The 17,432-nt window shown below is 45.4% G+C and carries 14 protein-coding genes; 3 read left to right on the top strand and 11 right to left on the bottom strand.

From position 1 onward, the window contains the following. Positions 1-2 precede the first annotated feature (2 nt). Entirely contained in the window at positions 3-1,019 is a 1,017-nt protein-coding gene (locus WA381_RS05275; RefSeq protein ID WP_039231566.1) for a phospholipase A, read from the top strand. A gap of 81 nt (positions 1,020-1,100) precedes the next feature. Here the strand turns inward: WA381_RS05275 and WA381_RS05270 are convergent, their stop codons facing one another. The 4 genes from WA381_RS05270 to guaB all read right to left on the bottom strand — a co-directional run bounded on the left by WA381_RS05270 (position 1,101) and on the right by guaB (position 7,066). Beyond that, a complete protein-coding gene (locus WA381_RS05270; RefSeq protein ID WP_110289231.1) occupies positions 1,101-2,003 on the bottom strand; it encodes a histone deacetylase family protein in 903 nt (300 codons plus the stop codon). A 109-nt stretch (positions 2,004-2,112) separates the two neighbouring features. Then, on the bottom strand, positions 2,113-3,735 hold the full coding sequence (locus WA381_RS05265; protein WP_014950156.1) for a methyl-accepting chemotaxis protein: 1,623 nt from the start codon (positions 3,733-3,735) through the stop codon (positions 2,113-2,115). 213 nt (positions 3,736-3,948) lie between these two features. Then, positions 3,949-5,526 (bottom strand): glutamine-hydrolyzing GMP synthase, encoded by a 1,578-nt coding sequence (gene guaA, locus WA381_RS05260; protein WP_014950157.1) that lies wholly within the window; start codon positions 5,524-5,526, stop codon positions 3,949-3,951. A 70-nt stretch (positions 5,527-5,596) separates the two neighbouring features. Then, positions 5,597-7,066 (bottom strand): IMP dehydrogenase, encoded by a 1,470-nt coding sequence (guaB, locus tag WA381_RS05255; protein ID WP_014950158.1) that lies wholly within the window; start codon positions 7,064-7,066, stop codon positions 5,597-5,599. Positions 7,067-7,166: 100 nt separating this feature from the next. On the opposite strand from guaB, the gene xseA reads away from it, so the two are divergent. Further along, entirely contained in the window at positions 7,167-8,519 is a 1,353-nt protein-coding gene (xseA, locus tag WA381_RS05250) for an exodeoxyribonuclease VII large subunit (protein WP_156086662.1), read from the top strand. Positions 8,520-8,534: 15 nt separating this feature from the next. Next, a complete protein-coding gene (locus tag WA381_RS05245; protein ID WP_156086663.1) occupies positions 8,535-9,692 on the top strand; it encodes a hypothetical protein in 1,158 nt (385 codons plus the stop codon). On the opposite strand, the gene WA381_RS05240 is transcribed toward WA381_RS05245, so the two are convergent. The 7 genes from WA381_RS05240 to WA381_RS05210 all read right to left on the bottom strand — a co-directional run bounded on the left by WA381_RS05240 (position 9,689) and on the right by WA381_RS05210 (position 17,429). Continuing rightward, positions 9,689-9,868, bottom strand: coding sequence for a hypothetical protein (locus tag WA381_RS05240; RefSeq protein ID WP_039218122.1), 180 nt, complete (start codon positions 9,866-9,868; stop codon positions 9,689-9,691). The two genes, WA381_RS05245 and WA381_RS05240, sit on opposite strands and share 4 nt — an antisense overlap. Positions 9,869-10,225: 357 nt before the next feature. Then, positions 10,226-11,671, bottom strand: coding sequence for a ribosome biogenesis GTPase Der (der, locus tag WA381_RS05235; RefSeq protein WP_156086664.1), 1,446 nt, complete (start codon positions 11,669-11,671; stop codon positions 10,226-10,228). Positions 11,672-11,961: 290 nt separating this feature from the next. Next, on the bottom strand, positions 11,962-13,221 hold the full coding sequence (gene bamB / locus WA381_RS05230) for an outer membrane protein assembly factor BamB (RefSeq protein WP_014950164.1): 1,260 nt from the start codon (positions 13,219-13,221) through the stop codon (positions 11,962-11,964). A 44-nt stretch (positions 13,222-13,265) separates the two neighbouring features. Continuing rightward, positions 13,266-13,886: a YfgM family protein gene (locus tag WA381_RS05225; protein ID WP_014977028.1), complete on the bottom strand. Its 621-nt coding sequence runs from the start codon at positions 13,884-13,886 to the stop codon at positions 13,266-13,268. Positions 13,887-13,898: 12 nt separating this feature from the next. After that, positions 13,899-15,182 carry a histidine--tRNA ligase gene (gene hisS / locus WA381_RS05220; protein ID WP_156086665.1) on the bottom strand — a complete coding sequence of 428 codons (1,284 nt, stop codon included), beginning with the start codon at positions 15,180-15,182 and terminating at the stop codon, positions 13,899-13,901. A gap of 82 nt (positions 15,183-15,264) precedes the next feature. Continuing rightward, entirely contained in the window at positions 15,265-16,383 is a 1,119-nt protein-coding gene (gene ispG / locus WA381_RS05215; RefSeq protein ID WP_014950167.1) for a flavodoxin-dependent (E)-4-hydroxy-3-methylbut-2-enyl-diphosphate synthase, read from the bottom strand. A gap of 8 nt (positions 16,384-16,391) precedes the next feature. Continuing rightward, positions 16,392-17,429 carry a RodZ domain-containing protein gene (locus WA381_RS05210; RefSeq protein ID WP_156086666.1) on the bottom strand — a complete coding sequence of 346 codons (1,038 nt, stop codon included), beginning with the start codon at positions 17,427-17,429 and terminating at the stop codon, positions 16,392-16,394. Positions 17,430-17,432: the final 3 nt, after the last annotated feature.

Raw genomic sequence — 17,432 nt, 5'->3', positions numbered from 1 at the left:
AGGTGTCTGTGTTAAAGCCTTTTGTATTTTTGGCAGCATTTGCTGCTTGCACGCCTGTTTGCGCTCAACAATCACAAGAAGTGGTAAGCGAACAAGCGTCATCTTCAGAAAATAGTGAACAAGAGCGCACTGTTGAAAATGAAGAAAATCAATCGTCTCAGGAAGAAAGCGGTATTGAAGTTATCGATATCATCAAACGTGACACCATCACGGAAAGTGCACTGGATAACCGATTAGAAGGCGATAAAGAAGCACTGGATAATGTGTTTGCTATCACTCAGCATAGACAAAACTATCTACTTCCAATTACTTACGTTTCCAACCCAAGCTCTGTGGCAAGTGAAGAACTTACAAACGAGAACATAGACAATAAAGAAGCAAAATTTCAGGTAAGCGCAAAGCTGCCGCTTTATTTGGAAGATACAGGATTCGACGGTGTTTACTTTGGCTTTACGCTAACCTCTTTCTGGCAGCTTTATAACAGCGAAGCGTCGAAGCCGTTTCGCGAGACCAATTACGAACCAGAAGTCTTTTGGCAAGAAACAGCCGATTATTCCGTACTTGGCTACAAATTTAATACCTTTCAAGTTGGTTTCAATCATATGTCTAACGGTCAAAGCGGGCTGCGCTCTCGAAGCTGGAACCGTATATTTGCCTCTATTGTCTTTAGCGACGATGACGATATCTACTACCTAAAGACGTGGTACCGTATTCCTGAAGACGAGAAAACAGACCCGCTTGATCCTACCGGCGACGATAACCCTGATATACAAGATTATTACGGTAGAATGGAACTTGGTTATGGAAGGAAAATTGGCGCGTTTAAAGTACTGGCGCTTTTACGAAATAACCTCGACGTAGATGAGAACCGAGGCAGCATCCAGCTAGACTTCACCTACCCTATCTCTGACCGCTATGAAGTCTTGCTTCAATACTTCAATGGCTATGGCGATTCGCTTATCGATTATAACCGCTCACAAGAACGTATTGGTATCGGTTTTCAGCTGCACTTTTTGTAATAAATAACCACGTAGACACAGGATGGGCACGCCAAACCGCTTTTGCATGGCGTGCTCTTCTCATTTCGACATCACTGTTTGCTAATCAATCACGCCTGCCGCGCGATAAAGCTGAATATGCACCTCTACCAGCGCAGCAATATCTCTTTGGTAGCCTCCACCAATTACCGCAGCAATCGGAACGCCTAAACGCTCGGCTAACGCAAAGACTTGCGTATCTCTCTCGTACACGCCTTGCGTAGAAATATGTAAATGACCAAGGTCGTCGTTTACATGCACATCAACGCCTGCGTCATAGATGATGGCATCGGGCTGGAATTGTCTCATTACCATCGTTAGCGCTTGTTCTAGCGTAGTTAGATACTCATCGTCTTCGGTGCCCTTATCGAGCCCTATATCAATATCGGAACGCTGCTTTCTGTGAGGGAAGTTCTTTTCACCATGAATAGATAAGGTAAAAATATCACGGTCGTTTTCGGCAAGTTTTGCTGTGCCATCGCCTTGATGCACATCTAAATCGACAATAAGCACATTTTCAACGGACGGGGTTTGCTGCATAGTTTTCGCTGCCAAATATAAATCGTTGAACAAGCAAAAACCTGAACCAAAATCAGCAAACGCGTGATGATACCCGCCCGTTAAATTCAATGCTTTTCCATGCTCTAGAGCTAGCTTGGCTGTTAAACAGGTCCCAGCGACGGCAGTACGGGTACGCTCAATCAGCTGCTGCGACCAGGGAAAGCCTATGCGGCGCATGGCTTTCCTATCTAATGCGCCAGTACTTAGTGCATCAACATAGTCCGGATCGTAATAGGCAGTGAGAAAAGAAAGATCAACCGGTGATGGAGTAACAAAACGCGATGCTTCCACACCACGATTTAACAATTCATCGCGAATACCTACGTACTTCTCGATGGGAAATCGGTGTCGCTCAGGAAGATCTAACTGGCTATAAATAGGATGAAATACGAGTGGTGTTGTCATTATTATCAATACTGGTTTAGGACGCGCGCATCTATAACAGATAAAAGAAAAGGAGCGTGAACATTGTTCAAACACTCCCTTTTAACGATTTTATACTGACAAAGCACAGTTAGCGGGTCAAACTGTTCACCACCTTTTCAACATTTTCTGACATACTTTTCATTGAGCGTGACATGTCATCACGCTGAGCAAGTTGATGATATTTTTCAGATGATGTGACCACATTACTGATAATTGTTTCCACCTGCTGAAGTACAGCCTCTTGCTCATCTGCGGCTTCGTTAAGTGCCACAACTACGCTGGCCGTTTCTTGAATATCCCTCACCACGTTATTGAGTGTTTCAAGCGCTGTCGCTGCTTCTGCTGCGTTTGTGTCTGACAGCTGCTTGCCTGACGACATCGCCGCAACGGCGCCTTTTGCTTCCGCTTCAAAACTACTTAAAATGTCGTTAATTTCCTTGGTCGACTGCTGTGTTTTAGCTGCAAGTGCTCGAACCTCGTCGGCTACCACAGCAAAACCACGGCCATGCTCACCTGCCCTAGCAGCTTCAATTGCTGCGTTTAGAGCCAGCAGGTTAGTCTGATCGGCAATTTCATTAATAACATTTACCACTTTTAGAATATTGGTACTGCGGCTTTGCAGTTCTGACACGATATTACTTGATTCGGTTACCGTTTTTGCTAGTTGCTTAAAGCCTGCATTGGCGCTTTCAAACGTGGCATAACAACTTGCCACGTTCTTTTCTGAGTTATTTGTCGCCACAGCAACTTGGTCGGTGATTGCCACTAAATTTTGCACAATCTCTTTAAGTTTATCCGTACTGCTATCAAGCGAGCGCGACGCATCCCGTTGTCCATTGGCGCCTTCCATAATGGATTGACTGACGTTACCGAGGGTGCCAAACGCCTTTTCCATTTCGGTCTCCGCTTGTTGAAGCTGCGCAACCGAATCTTTTAATTTGTTTTGTAATGCCCTGGCAGATTCTGCCAGCATGCCCAATTCATGGTCGCTGGAATACGTTAACGCGTAGTCGTAACGGCTATGAGCCAAGTTGGATATACACGCCGCAACCTGCTTCGTTGGTTTAATAACCTGAGAGCGCAAACGAGCAATCACATAAGCAACAGAAAGCACAGAAAGCGCAATTGCTGCCAGTAGAATTATCCAGAGCATAGTGCGCGTATTGGCTTTAAGTTCAGCAATCGCGTTCGCTGAATCGGCTGCAATTTCCGCCGCGATACCTGAGAGGAGCTTAGCAGGCTCTCTATCAATACCTCGAACAAAGCTATCTCCAACCTTTGGATCAAACCCTGAGTTAATAAATGCGTCGTATCCTTCACGGTATTTCTCGGCCATGACTGCATGGGCTTTTTGAAATTGCCTGATATCTGACTTCACGCTTTCACTTATCACACTACTTGATAGCATCAGGTCAAACTGGCGAGTGATGTCGGCCTCTCTCTGCTTGAATCGCTCCCAGTATTTTTCTCGGTCGTCTTTTTTGTGGCCACGCAACAATACGTTCTTCCACTCTTGCACTTGAGTTTTGAAAGTACTTAGCGTGGTATTGACGTCTCGTTCTGACTGAACAAGGGTGTTTTCTAACTCATCGAATGAATTAAGTAACGAGAAAGACTTTAGAATTGAGGCACCGTTTAATAGTACAAGAATTAAAAAGCTGGCGAGAACAGGCGTCATCACCAAACGGCTGATGCTTGTGTAATTGAACACGGCTTAACCTTTAGTATAAATTTAAAGAAGGACGTCGCCATTAAATGATATTTTTATGACGGTATGGTTACAAATTTGGTATAAATCAGCATACCAATATATGCGAAAATATACACCCTTATAGTAACAGGCTTATTAACTTACTCTTTTTTAAGTAGATACAAAAAAAGAGCCCGAAGGCTCTCTTTTCATTTTCGGTAAATTTACACCCGTTTATTCCCACTCAATTGTAGCAGGAGGCTTACCAGAAATGTCGTATACTACGCGGCTAATGCCGTCAATTTCATTGATAATGCGATTCGACACTTTACCTAGGAAGTCGTAGGGTAAATGTGCCCAGTGAGCTGTCATGAAATCGATGGTTTCTACTGCACGAAGGCTTACTACCCAGTCGTATTTACGCGCATCACCCATTACGCCAACTGAGCGCACTGGAAGGAATACGGTAAACGCTTGGCTTACTTTTTGGTATAGGTCAGCTGCATATAGCTCTTCAATGAAGATAGCGTCAGCACGACGTAGTAAGTCGCAATATTCTTTCTTAATTTCACCAAGTACACGAACACCTAGACCCGGACCAGGGAACGGGTGACGGTAAAGCATGTCGTACGGTAAACCTAGCTCAAGGCCGATTTTGCGTACTTCGTCTTTAAAGAGTTCACGCAGTGGCTCAACAAGACCTAGCTCCATATCTTCTGGAAGACCACCCACGTTGTGGTGCGATTTGATTACGTGCGCTTTACCCGTTGCAGAACCCGCTGATTCAATAACGTCTGGGTAAATAGTACCTTGCGCTAACCACTTCGCGTTTTCACGCTTACCCGCTTCTTCGTCAAATACACGAACAAACTCATTACCGATAGCTTTACGTTTAAGCTCAGGATCTTCAATGCCTTTTAGGCGATCAAGGAAACGCTCTTCAGCGTCTACACGGATGATGTTTAGGCCAAAGTGGTCACCAAACATTTCCATAACCTGATCAGCTTCATTTAAACGAAGCAGGCCATTATCTACAAACACACAGGTAAGTTTGTCTCCGATTGCGCGGTGAAGCAGCATTGCTGTTACTGACGAGTCTACGCCGCCTGAAAGGCCAAGAATAACTTCTTCATCGCCCACCTTCTCTTTTATGCGCTCAATGGCATCGTCAATAATTGCGCCAGCCGTCCAGAGCTTTTCACACTTACAGATGTCCATCACAAAGTGAGTTAATAGACGCATGCCTTGGCGAGTGTGGGTCACTTCAGGGTGGAACTGCACGCCATAGAATTGCTTCTCTGCGTTATACATTGCAGCATGTGGGCATGAAGCGGTTTGCGCGATGGTTTCAAAACCTTCGGGAATAGCTGCCACTTTATCGCCGTGGCTCATCCATACATCAAGCAGCGCCGCGCCGTTATCGCCTATCGCATCTTCAATTTTATCCAGCAGCGGGCTTGGCTTAATCACTTCTACTTGCGCATAACCAAATTCACGCTTGTCTGAACCCAGTACGCCACCACCTAGCTGTTGTGCCATGGTTTGCATGCCATAGCACACGCCTAGCACTGGCACGCCGGCTTCAAATACGTACTCGGGCGCGCGTGGTGAACCTTCTTCGGTTACTGACTCTGGGCCACCTGACAGAATAATCCCTTGAGGATTAAATTCGCGGATTTGCTCTTCGGTCACATCCCAAGCCCAAAGCTCACAGTAAACGCCTATTTCGCGAACACGACGTGCTATCAACTGCGTGTATTGCGAGCCAAAATCCAAAATAAGTATGCGTTGGTCGTGGATATTTGTGGTCATGTTTTATTTTTACCCGTTAAATAAAAGAACAAAGGCTGGTGTAGTACCAGCCTCGCAGTCGTCGGTCGCCTTAACCTAAACGGTAGTTTGGCGCTTCTTTGGTAATGCTTACATCGTGAACGTGGCTCTCGCCCATTCCGGCTGAAGTTACGCGCACAAATTGTGCCTTGGTATTGAGCTCTTCAATCGTTGCGCAGCCCGTTAAGCCCATGGCTGAGCGCAAGCCGCCCATTTGCTGATGGATAATATTAGCAATTGGACCTTTGTACGCTACGCGGCCTTCAATACCTTCTGGTACTAATTTCTCAGCGTTATCAGAATCTTGGAAGTAACGGTCTGACGAACCATGGCTTTGATCCATAGCGCCTAGTGAACCCATACCGCGATATGACTTGTAATAACGGCCTTGGAAAAGTTCTACTTCGCCTGGCGCTTCTTCAGTACCTGCTAGCATGCTGCCAACCATTACGCAGCTTGCGCCAGCAGCCAACGCCTTAGCAATGTCACCCGAAAAACGAATACCGCCGTCAGCGATTACTGGAATGTCAGTATCTTTAAGCGCTTCTACTGCATCTGATACCGCAGTAATTTGAGGCACACCGCAACCGGTTACGATACGGGTAGTACAAATTGAACCAGGGCCAATTCCCACTTTAACAGCATCTACGCCGGCATCGGCAAGTGCTTTCGCGCCATCGCCCGTCGCAACGTTACCCGCAATAATTTGTACATCTGGATAGTCTGCACGTACCTTTTTCACGCGGTCAATAACACCTTGCGAGTGACCGTGAGAGGTATCGATAAGTAGAACGTCAACGCCTGCATCTACAAGTAGTGCAATACGTTCGTCAGTACCTGGTCCAACGCTTACCGCAGCACCAACACGTAGGCGACCAAGCGAGTCTTTACATGCGTTAGGCTTGTTTTCTGCTTTCTGGAAGTCTTTAACAGTGATCAGGCCTGTAAGCTTAAACGCGTCGTCGACGACAAGAATTTTCTCAATGCGGTGTTCGTGCATTAGGTCTAACACCACATCAGAGCTTGCACCTTCTTTAACGGTAACCAGATCATCCTTACCGGTCATTACGTTTCTAATAGGCAAATTCAAACGCTTTTCAAAGCGAAGATCGCGGCCTGTCACAATACCAATTAGGTTATTATCTTTGTCAGTCACCGGGAAGCCAGAGTAACCAAGACGCTTAGAAAGCGCGATAACTTCACCGATGGTCGCATTCTCTTCAACCGTTACCGGGTCAGATACCACACCACTTTCGTATTTCTTAACTTCACGTACGTGTTTGGCTTGCTCTTCGGGCTTCATGTTTTTATGAATGAAACCAATACCACCCTCTTGGGCTAGCGCAATAGCTAGACGGGCTTCAGAAACCGTGTCCATGGCAGCAGACACCATTGGAATATTTAACGTTACGCCACGCGTAAGGCGTGTTTGTAAGTTGGCTGTGTGAGGGAGGACGGTCGAGTGGCCGGGAACCAGCAACACATCGTCGAACGTCAGGGCTTCTTGGATGATACGTAGCATGCAACAACACCTATTCAGTTGAGGGTTAATTGCGGCGCAATTGTAGTGTTTTTTAGTTTTCAGGTAAACTCTAAATGTATTAAACCCAGTGATTTTTTTTATGTTTACAAATTCGCCATCTACGTCTCGACAAATTTTAACAGTTACCAAGCTAAATCGCTTAGCCAGAACCGTACTGGAAGGCGAAATTGGCCTTATTTGGCTATCTGCCGAAATATCCAACTTTGTGGCAGCCGCATCAGGGCATTGGTATTTCACGCTCAAAGACAACAAAGCCCAAGTTCGCGCGGCCATGTTTAAGGGATCAAACCGCAATGTTCGTATTCGCCCTAAAGAAGGCGACAAAATTTTAGTGCGAGCGTCGGTTGGCCTTTACGAAGCACGCGGCGACTATCAACTGGTTGTCGAACACATGGAAAGCGATGGCGAAGGTGCGCTTAAGCAAGCGTTCGAAGCCTTAAAATTCAAACTCAACAATGAAGGCTTTTTCGATACTGCTAACAAGCGTGCGCTACCTGAACGTATCAATCGCATCGGCGTAATAACTTCATCAAGCGGTGCAGCGCTTCACGATGTATTAAGTGTATTAAAACGACGCAGCCCACAAACCGAAATCATTGTTTATCCGTCGATGGTTCAGGGTGAAACTGCACCTTTACAGTTAATTAATGCGTTGAGAACGGCTAACCACCGCGCAGAAGTGGATGTGCTGTTACTTACGCGAGGCGGCGGTTCATTAGAAGACTTGTGGTGTTTTAATGATGAAAGCTTAGCAAGAGAAGTCGCTGCAAGTGCCCTTCCAATAGTTAGCGCCGTAGGCCATGAGGTAGACTTCACCATTAGTGACTTCGTCGCCGATGTTCGCGCCCCTACCCCATCTGCTGCTGCCGAAATCTTAAGTCAGGATTCTGCCGCTCTTTACCAAACGCTAAGTCAGCAAAAACAACGCTTAGCAAGGGCAATACATCAGTACCTTCAAACGAGTAAACAACAGCTTGTTTTAAAGAAACAACGGCTAAATGCGTTGCATCCACAAAGCCGCATCCAATCGCAGTGGCAAACGTTAGACAGACTACAACTTCGTTTAGCGCATAAGATGCAAAACGACTTGGCAAAAGCAGAGAAGCGATTACAAGGTCTTGATTACAGGCTAAACAAACAATCGCCATCAGCAAACGTGGCGCGTGCAAAAGACAAACTGAATTACGCTAGCACCAAGCTCTTATCAAGCATGAATACACTCATTAGAAGCAAAAAAAATGAACTTGGTGGTAAAGTTAGCCTCTTACAATCCGTAAGTCCTCTTTCAACGCTCGCCCGTGGTTACAGCATTACTTTATCCAACAAAGCAGCCATAAATAGCGTGAATAAAGTAAATGTAGGTGATGAGATAAAATCTCGGGTGACTGACGGAGAAATAACCAGTACAGTGACACACATTCAACGGCAATAGGTAGCCTTAAGTATTATGCCCGTTCATGTAAACGCGTTTTCCTTTTCCAGTATTTACCAGCGGGCCTGTGCATTTTGGAGCCTAAAGTCACAGCGGTTCGCTGTATCAAAAATTTTGACACCTTTGTGCGTTTTTGTTCTGTTACTAGTGCCTGACTTCACCTTTGCTTCTATGGTCAATCAACCTGTCTCTGTTTTTTCTACCTACCCGAGCGAGACGTTACTCAGGGCTTGTGGAGCCCAGCGAGCATTAAGCGAAGCAAATGCTTCTCAATCCACTAATTTGTGTTTTGAAGATGCTATTTCGCCCGACAGCTTTATTAAACTCCTAAGCGAATCAGGAGAGTTCAGTCATTTGTTCCCTTATGGCGAAGGAAACGACTACGAACTATTGATTGCTAATGTTGGCGCAGCGCCTGGCATGCATCGACAGCACGCAAAACAATTTGCAGAATTCACTTTACAATGGCGAGGGATAGAAATTGACTCATCTTCATTTGATGCGAGTGCCGCAGAAAACACAGATGTGAAAACGGAAACCGCTTTAGCCGAAGAAGAAGCGCAATCGTTGATTGCCCGCTGGATTCAACATGCCAAACATTCTGGATTATTTACCAGCCAGTTTTTGTTCGATGCGCTAGAAGCTAGCGACTATAAGGGTGGATTACAGGTACCAAACGCCATTGGCGACTTCACTAAATTAGATACTCAGTTATATCCAGACCCGTTTAACGGTGCAATTACTCGCTATATACACCCTGAGTTTGAAGATGCGCTCGTTGATGTCACCGTATATCCCTTTTTAGATCAGCTTTCTTCAGATGAAAACGAGCTACTTCCTAAGCAACTAGAAAGTGATCTGCAAAGAGCTAGTGCTACAGCCGATTTACAGCAGTTAACGTTGTCTCAAATCAGTCCAGCCTCACGCTACGAGGTTAACAGCGCGTTAAGAGGATGGAGATTGGGGCTGAGCGCGGCATCTGAAACATCACCAACAATTTACGCGACAACCTATGTCTTTAAGCTACAAGATAAAATCGTAAAAGTGTCTACGACTTTTCCTCCTGACTTTTCAGACAATATTGTCAATCAATTGATTGTTAACGTAGAAGTTCCGCAAGAGTCTGAAATGATGAAAAAGGTTCGCTCTCTGCTTTTGGAAAGCGCGCGTTAAGCTTTTTTCGCAGAACGTCGTTTAACTAGCGGCAAACTCAACGTTGGCTTTTCTTCTGTTTTGGCGGTGAGAATATATACTTTTTGCTGCTCTTTTGGTTTATACCTATCAAACCAGTTATACATTTGATTTTTTTGAAGTGGTGAGGCGACTTTAACCAATTTTTCTACTGACACTTTATCTCCCAAAACACTGTTGGCTGTCTGCTAAACAGGTAGTGTCTGCAAAAACAGCTCCAAATTTCACATTCGTGGTAACCTCCCGAATTCAAAGGTACGTACCTATAAATGACTGAATGTGTGAACAAAGAGAAAGTGGGAATAGCAGGAAAAGAATACAATCTAAGTGTAATAATGACCTAGCAGATTAAATCAAGAAAACCGTAGAGTTGAATACGACTGGCAAAATGCAATTCACGCTAAAGCGAGTCTAATTGGGGATTTCATCATGCCACAATAGTGGGGAAATTGAGTAATGTAAAGCATGGACGCTATCGCCACTTGGTCAGAAATAGCGCCCAATCCTTAAAAAGGCTACTTTTTATCTTTGTAATAAGACATCATACGACGGCGCTTGCGCTGCTGCGCCAAGGTCAAATTAGCCTTTTTACCTTCAAACGGGTTGTTGCCTTCTCTGAATTCTATCTTGATAGGCGTACCCATAATTTCTAGCGCTTTTCTGAAATAGTTCATCAAGAAACGCTTATAAGAGCTTGGTAAGTCATCCACTTGATTACCGTGAATAACAATAACCGGTGGGTTGTAACCACCTGCGTGAGCATACTTCATTTTAACTCGGCGACCACGCACCAGCGGAGGTTGATGGTCATCCTGAGCCATTTCCATAATTTGTGTAAGCAGCGCGGTATTAATACGCTTGGTCGCGCTCATATACGCTTCTTGTACAGACTCAAATAAATTACCAACACCCGAACCATGAAGCGCAGAAATAAAATGAATTCGAGCGAAGTCGATAAAGCCTAAACGACGGTCCATCTCGCGCTTTATGTCGTCTTTCACTTCAGTACTTAATCCGTCCCATTTGTTCACGGCAACTACTAATGAACGACCTGAATTAAGCACAAAGCCTAATAGGCTAAGATCTTGGTCGGTAATACCTTCTCTGGCATCAATAACCAATAGCACTACGTTAGCTTCTTCAATTGCCTGAAGAGTTTTAACAATAGAGAACTTCTCTACGGCTTCACTAATTTTCTTGCGCTTTCTCACGCCCGCGGTATCGATTAGGATATATTCACGCTCATCCCTTTCCATTGGAATGTACACGCTGTCACGGGTGGTGCCTGGCATGTCAAATACCACCACGCGCTCTTCACCTAAAATGCGGTTTGTCAGTGTCGACTTACCCACGTTGGGCTTACCTACGATAGCAAGTTTGATAGGTAACTCTTGAAGGCGTTGACGCTGCGTTTCAGCATCCTCTTCTTCTTCAGGCTCCTCATCGACAATTTCCATGTCCGGGAAATCAGATTCAAGTGGCTTTAAGGCGTCCTGCAGCAATTGGCTAACACCGCGACCGTGCGCCGCAGCAATTTGCTTAATATCACCTAAGCCTAAGGAGTAAAATTCCGCACTTTCACTATCGCCGTCAATTCCATCAACCTTGTTCGCCACAACAAACACTTTTTTGTTTATGCGTCGAAGATGATCAGCGATACCTTGGTCGGCTGGCAGCATACCTGCTCTTGCGTCAACCAAAAACAATACGACATCAGCCTCTTCTATAGCTAACAAAGACTGTTGTGCCATTTCAGCATCAATGCCCTCTTCATCGCCCGTAATACCGCCGGTATCCACTACTATGAACTGGCGCTTTTCAAATTTCGCTTGGCCGTATTTACGGTCGCGAGTTAGCCCCGGATAGTCAGCAACTAGTGCATCACGGGTATTTGTAAGGCGATTAAACAAGGTAGACTTACCAACATTAGGGCGGCCAACCAAAGCAACAACGGGTAACATTTATCAGATCCTAGGGGTCATGAAAGCTAAAAAAGCACAAGCCGCATACACCATCTATTACAACTAACGTTCGGGAGCTGTATTCTCTAACGAGAGGTGAATTACTATGAGGCTTTTGAGAATGGGCGCATTATACCTTGTTCACTACCTAATACCAATGGCGTTCAATAACACGAAGAGAAACCGTCTACCCATTGATAATGGCCAAGTTTAGGCCCGAAAAAACCGCGGGGTATAAAAAAAGGCGCTTTAAGCACCTTTTCTGTTTAAATATTAGCGAAACGTTCCTGTTACTTTGGAACTTGCACCGACGCTATTACGCCATTACGTGTTACCGCTATAATCTTATCATCAACCTTCAACGGCGCAGCATAGATTGAATCATCTTCGTCATCGCCGCCAACATCTAGACGTGCAACAACTTCACCTGTTTCTTGTTCAATCCAGTGTAGAAAGCCCCAGTTATCACCAACAACCACATGGTCGCCTACCGGAGTAGCAGCCGTTAATGAGCGATGCTTAAGTGAACCTTGAGACCAAAGCTCTACGCCGTTTCGTCTATCAAGGGCATAAACGTTAGAGTTGTTGTCTACAACAAAAATTTTATTGCCGTCGATATTCAAATTGCGAAACGATGCATATTCACGTTTCCAAATTACACGACCTGAACGTAACTCTACAGCAGCTAATGTTCCGTTGTAAGAAACCGTGTAAACCGTGCCGCCAAATAAAACAGGCGTTGTGTCGATATCAACAATACGCTCTAACTCTGTTGCACCAGAAGGCGTTGCAATTACCGTTTCCCACGCAAGTACACCTGTTTCGATAAGATTAACCTGAATCTTACCTGTAGGTGTGCCGATGATAGCACCACCGTTAGATGCGATTGGGCCAGAAATACCACGTAATGTTAGCGGAGGAGTATCACCTTCGTGTCTCCACAACTGTTCACCAGTGCGGGTATTGAAACCAAATAAGCTACCAGCCCCCGTATTAACCACTAAGATACCTTCATCAGCTGCCGGAGCCGCTAAAATCTCACCGGGAACAGACGCATCCCAAACTAACTCTCCGGTTTCTGCATCCATTGCAGCTACATAGCCGTTTTCTGTACCAATGAATACGTGTCTGTCTGCTACGGCGATACCACCAATACGTGCAGTCTCACCGCTACGCCACAAATTAGTGACTGAGCTTAGCATGCCCTCAGAGCGAAACTGTGCGAAATCTTTCTCCCACAACACCTTACCCGACTCAGGGTCCATCGCGACAACGGCGCCATGGCGATCGGCAGCATAAAGCTTGTCATAGGCATAAACAGGGCGAAGACGAGAGAAGTAATGATTAACGCCATCACCAATATCGCGATCCCACACTAATTTAGGTGTGAATTTAGCCTCAATAGGCTTTAAACGACGAATCTCTAATTCTTCATCATCTGCAAACCAGTCTGAAATAGTTGAGCAGCCAGACATTGTGATAGACACCGCGAGTGCCATACCTATCGTGCGAGCAAATCGACCTTTACGGCCACACGTGTTGTGAAACAAATTGCGTACCTCTTTATTATTTATACCAGCCCTAAGGCTTTCGCTTATTGCGCAGCAGATACCGATAGGTTATCTAACTTCATTTGTAAAAGCGGATTGTTGGCATTTTTTTCTAACGCATTTGAATAAGCTAAGCGAGCATCATCAAACTTGCCTTGTTTTTGATACACATCGCCTTTTAATTCAGAAACTTCTGCTGAAAATGCGTCATTTGTTACATTGCTAAGCGTAGACAACGCCGCGTCCAGCTGGTTCATTTCAATTTGCACACGCGACAAACGAAGTGAGGCAAGCACTTTCAATTCATCATTTTCGGCAAAGGTTACTACGCTATTTAGGTGAGAAGCTGCAGCGTCTAAATCACCGGCATCTACCGCTTGCTTAGCAGCAAGAAGGCTGGCAATGCTCGCATAACCACTGTCTTTGTTCTCTTCGATAAAAGCTTTAACTTTTGCGTCGCTGCCTTCTGTACCGAATGTTTCTACGGCATTTTGATAGGCAACCGATGCCGCTTCTTTAGTTTCAATTTGCGCTTCTGAATACGCTCTCCAGCCCCAAAGGCCACCTAGACCAAGTGCTGCACCCACGATAATCGCCGTACCGTGCTCTTTCCAAAAACGTTTAATCGCTTCTACTTGTTGTTCTTCTGTTGCGAACTGTTCCATGATGTCCTCTTTTTATTTTGCGCTCAGCATATCTGCAACCTTATCAGATAAGGTATCGAAGCTGACTGTAACTTGTTCTTGACCATCGCGCAGTGGTTTAACACCTACTTCGCGAGACTGCATTTCGTCATTGCCTAAAAGCAGCGCTAAGCGTGCACCTGTTTTATCTGCACGCTTTAATTGTTTTTTAAAGTTGCCGCCGCCACAGTGCATCATTATGCGTGTATTAGGAAGCGTATTTCGAAGATGTTCTGCTACCTCAATAGCGTATGACTGTGCCTCTTCGCCCATCGCCGTTACGTAAACATCTGCGAAGCTCGAGTCCTGACCTTCTTCGGTTAACGTGGTTAGCAACAGTACCAAACGTTCAATGCCCATAGCAAAACCAACCGCAGGCGTTGCTTTGCCACCCAGCTGCTCTACCAAGCCATCGTAACGGCCTCCAGCACACACTGTACCTTGGGCTCCCAGGCTGTCTGTCACCCACTCAAACACGGTACGGTTGTAGTAATCTAATCCGCGCACTAGTCGAGGATTTATTTCAAACTCAATACCTGCTTGCGTTAAGCGCGAACACAAGGTTTCAAAATGCACTTTAGATTCTTCATCAAGATGATCGATTAGCGCTGGCGCATCGGCAATCGCAGCTTGAACATCAGGGTTCTTTGAATCGAGTACGCGAAGTGGATTCGTTTCAAGTCGACGCAGGGAATCTTCATCGAGCTGGTCTGCGCGCTGTTTTAAGAAATCAACCAGCGTATCGCGATATGCAGCACGCGCTTCATTTGAACCTAACGTATTTATTTGAAGTTTTACGTGTTGCTCAATACCAAAAGCTTTCCAAAAGCGTGCACTAAGAAGAATAACTTCTAAGTCGATGTCAGGGCCGTCCATACCGTAGGTCTCTACACCGAACTGATGGAACTGGCGATAACGCCCTTTTTGTGGACGTTCATGACGGAACATTGGCCCCATGTACCACAGGCGTTGCTGCTGGTTGTACAATAAGCCGTGCTCGTTTCCTGCGCGCACGCAACTTGCCGTACCTTCTGGACGTAGCGTTAAGCTGTCGCCATTTCTATCTTCGAAGGTATACATTTCTTTTTCAACGATATCGGTAACTTCACCGATAGAACGCTTGAACAAGTCGGTGCTTTCAACGATGGGAGTACGTATTTCTTGGTAACCATAACTCGCCACAACCTGACGAAGTACAGATTCTACCTTCTGCCATGTACCGGAAATCTCCGGTAGGCAGTCATTCATGCCTCGAATTGCCTGAATAGTCTTAGCCACGTGAAATTCTCATACTGCTAAATAGTGAAAAGCCCCGCATTATAGGGGCTTTGGGAGTAAACAACAATGAACAAAAAATGTCTCAGTCTTTAACCGAGACCTGAATTTTATTTTGTTCACTCATACGCGATGCTTTGGCGCGAATCTTAGCTTCAAGCTTATCCACTAGATCGTCGTTAGGAAGACGTTCTTTAACGCGCTTACCGTCTTCATATAGGCCGCTCATGTTACGTGCGCCAGTGAGGCCCAAATCAGACACTTCTGCTTCGCCTGGGCCGTTAACCACGCAACCGATGATAGAGACGTCCATTGGCGTAAGAATATCTTCCAATCGCTGCTCAAGAGCATTCACTGTGCCGATTACATCGAATTCTTGTCGTGAACAACTCGGGCAAGCAATAAAGTTTATACCGCGCGAGCGAATACGCAGTGACTTCAGAATATCAAAGCCTACCTTGATTTCTTCCACCGGATCAGCGGCTAACGATACGCGCAACGTATCACCAATACCTTCAGCCAATAGCATACCTAAGCCAACTGCACTCTTCACGGCGCCGGCGCGCTGACCACCGGCTTCGGTAATACCTAAGTGAAGCGGCTGGTCTATTTTTTGTGCCAATAGACGATAGGCGCCAACAGCTAAGAAAACATCTGACGCTTTAACGCTGACTTTGAATTGATCAAAGTTAAGTTTGTCGAGAATATCCACATGACGCATTGCGGATTCAACCAGCGCTTCTGGCGTTGGCTCACCGTACTTTTCTTGTAAGTCTTTTTCTAACGAGCCACCGTTCACACCAATACGAATAGGAATATTTTTGTCTTTTGCACAATCGACCACAGAGCGCACACGCTCCATATTACCTATGTTACCTGGGTTAATACGCAGACAATCTACGCCGTATTCAGCAACCTTAAGTGCGATACGGTAGTCGAAATGAATGTCTGCAACGAGTGGCACACTCACCTGCTTTTTAATTTCTTTAAATGCTTCAGCCGCTTCCATCGTGGGCACAGATACTCGAACGATCTCCCCACCCACTGCAACAATACGGTTTATTTGATCGACGGTCGCTGCCACATCAGTGGTTCGCGTATTCGTCATAGATTGAACAGCAATGGGAGCGCCATCACCAATGGGGACGTTACCTACATTAATACGCGTAGACTTTCTGCGTTTAATAGGACTTTCTGCAAACATCTAATTACCTATAAAGGAAGTGCGAAGCGAGCTGTTTTACCGTTTTGGTATGAAGAAATATCAACAGACTCGCCGTTAACTGATATGCGCACATTATCCGGTGCACCGAGCGTAACTTCAACAGGAGGAACGCCTTGAATTTCCATAACTCGTCCTTTTAGCTTTACCCCATAGGCAATAGCTTCTCCAGACGCGTCTTTTATATTAACCCAACAGTCATCGTCGAAAGTGAAAACCATAGCAATTGGCGCTGCATCAGACTGACTATTCACATTAAGGTTGGGTTGGGGTTCGTTACTATTCGCAGAATCAACCAGAGCGGTTAGGTTATTGCTATCATTCACCTCTGTATCGGGTGCTGAGATTGCACCATCATTCAAGCTACCATCTTGGTTAAAACCGCTATCTTGGTCGCTGAACGCACCGCTGGTTTCTGAGTTTGAACTATTGCTCACGCCCGTGTCTAGCTGATTGTTTCCAGCCGTATCACCCTGCGACGACGAGGCGTCAGTAGTTACATTGTCGGTATCTGTGCCCGCCGATGGGACAGGCGTATTAGCGGCTTCTCGCTTAACAGCCTCACTAAGTGGCAGTTCAGCTACCGTGTCGTCACTAGGCTGTTGATACCACCACACGACAACGGCGGCAATGATAAGAAGTAAAATAACATAAGTTACCATCATCCACCTGTCATCGTGTGTCTGTTTTGCGACACGCTTTGAAAAGCTCTGTAATTTCTCAGAAGATGGTACAGATGTTTGATTGTGGAAGCGTTCGAATGCCTCAATAACTTCTTGAGAATTCATGCCTAATTGCTTGGCATAATTTCTCACGTATCCTTTTGTAAAAGTCACTGACGACTTGTCATCAATGACATCATTTTCTAAATCATTGATTTGTTTAGCTTTCAAAAATAATTTATCAGCAATATCTTGTTGAGACAAACCTAGCGTTTCACGGCGCGCTTTTAGCATTGCCCCTGGACTTGGCGTGTTTTCTTGTTGTTGCGAAGTAACTTCTTGATTCGCTTTTTCTTCCGACACCATTAA

Source organism: Alteromonas sp. CH_MED4-4, assembly GCF_037029575.1.
Classification (GTDB): Bacteria; Pseudomonadota; Gammaproteobacteria; order Enterobacterales; family Alteromonadaceae; genus Alteromonas; species Alteromonas macleodii.
The sequence above is the reverse complement of the archived record's forward strand: the minus strand, read 5'-3'. Positions and strand labels throughout refer to the sequence as shown.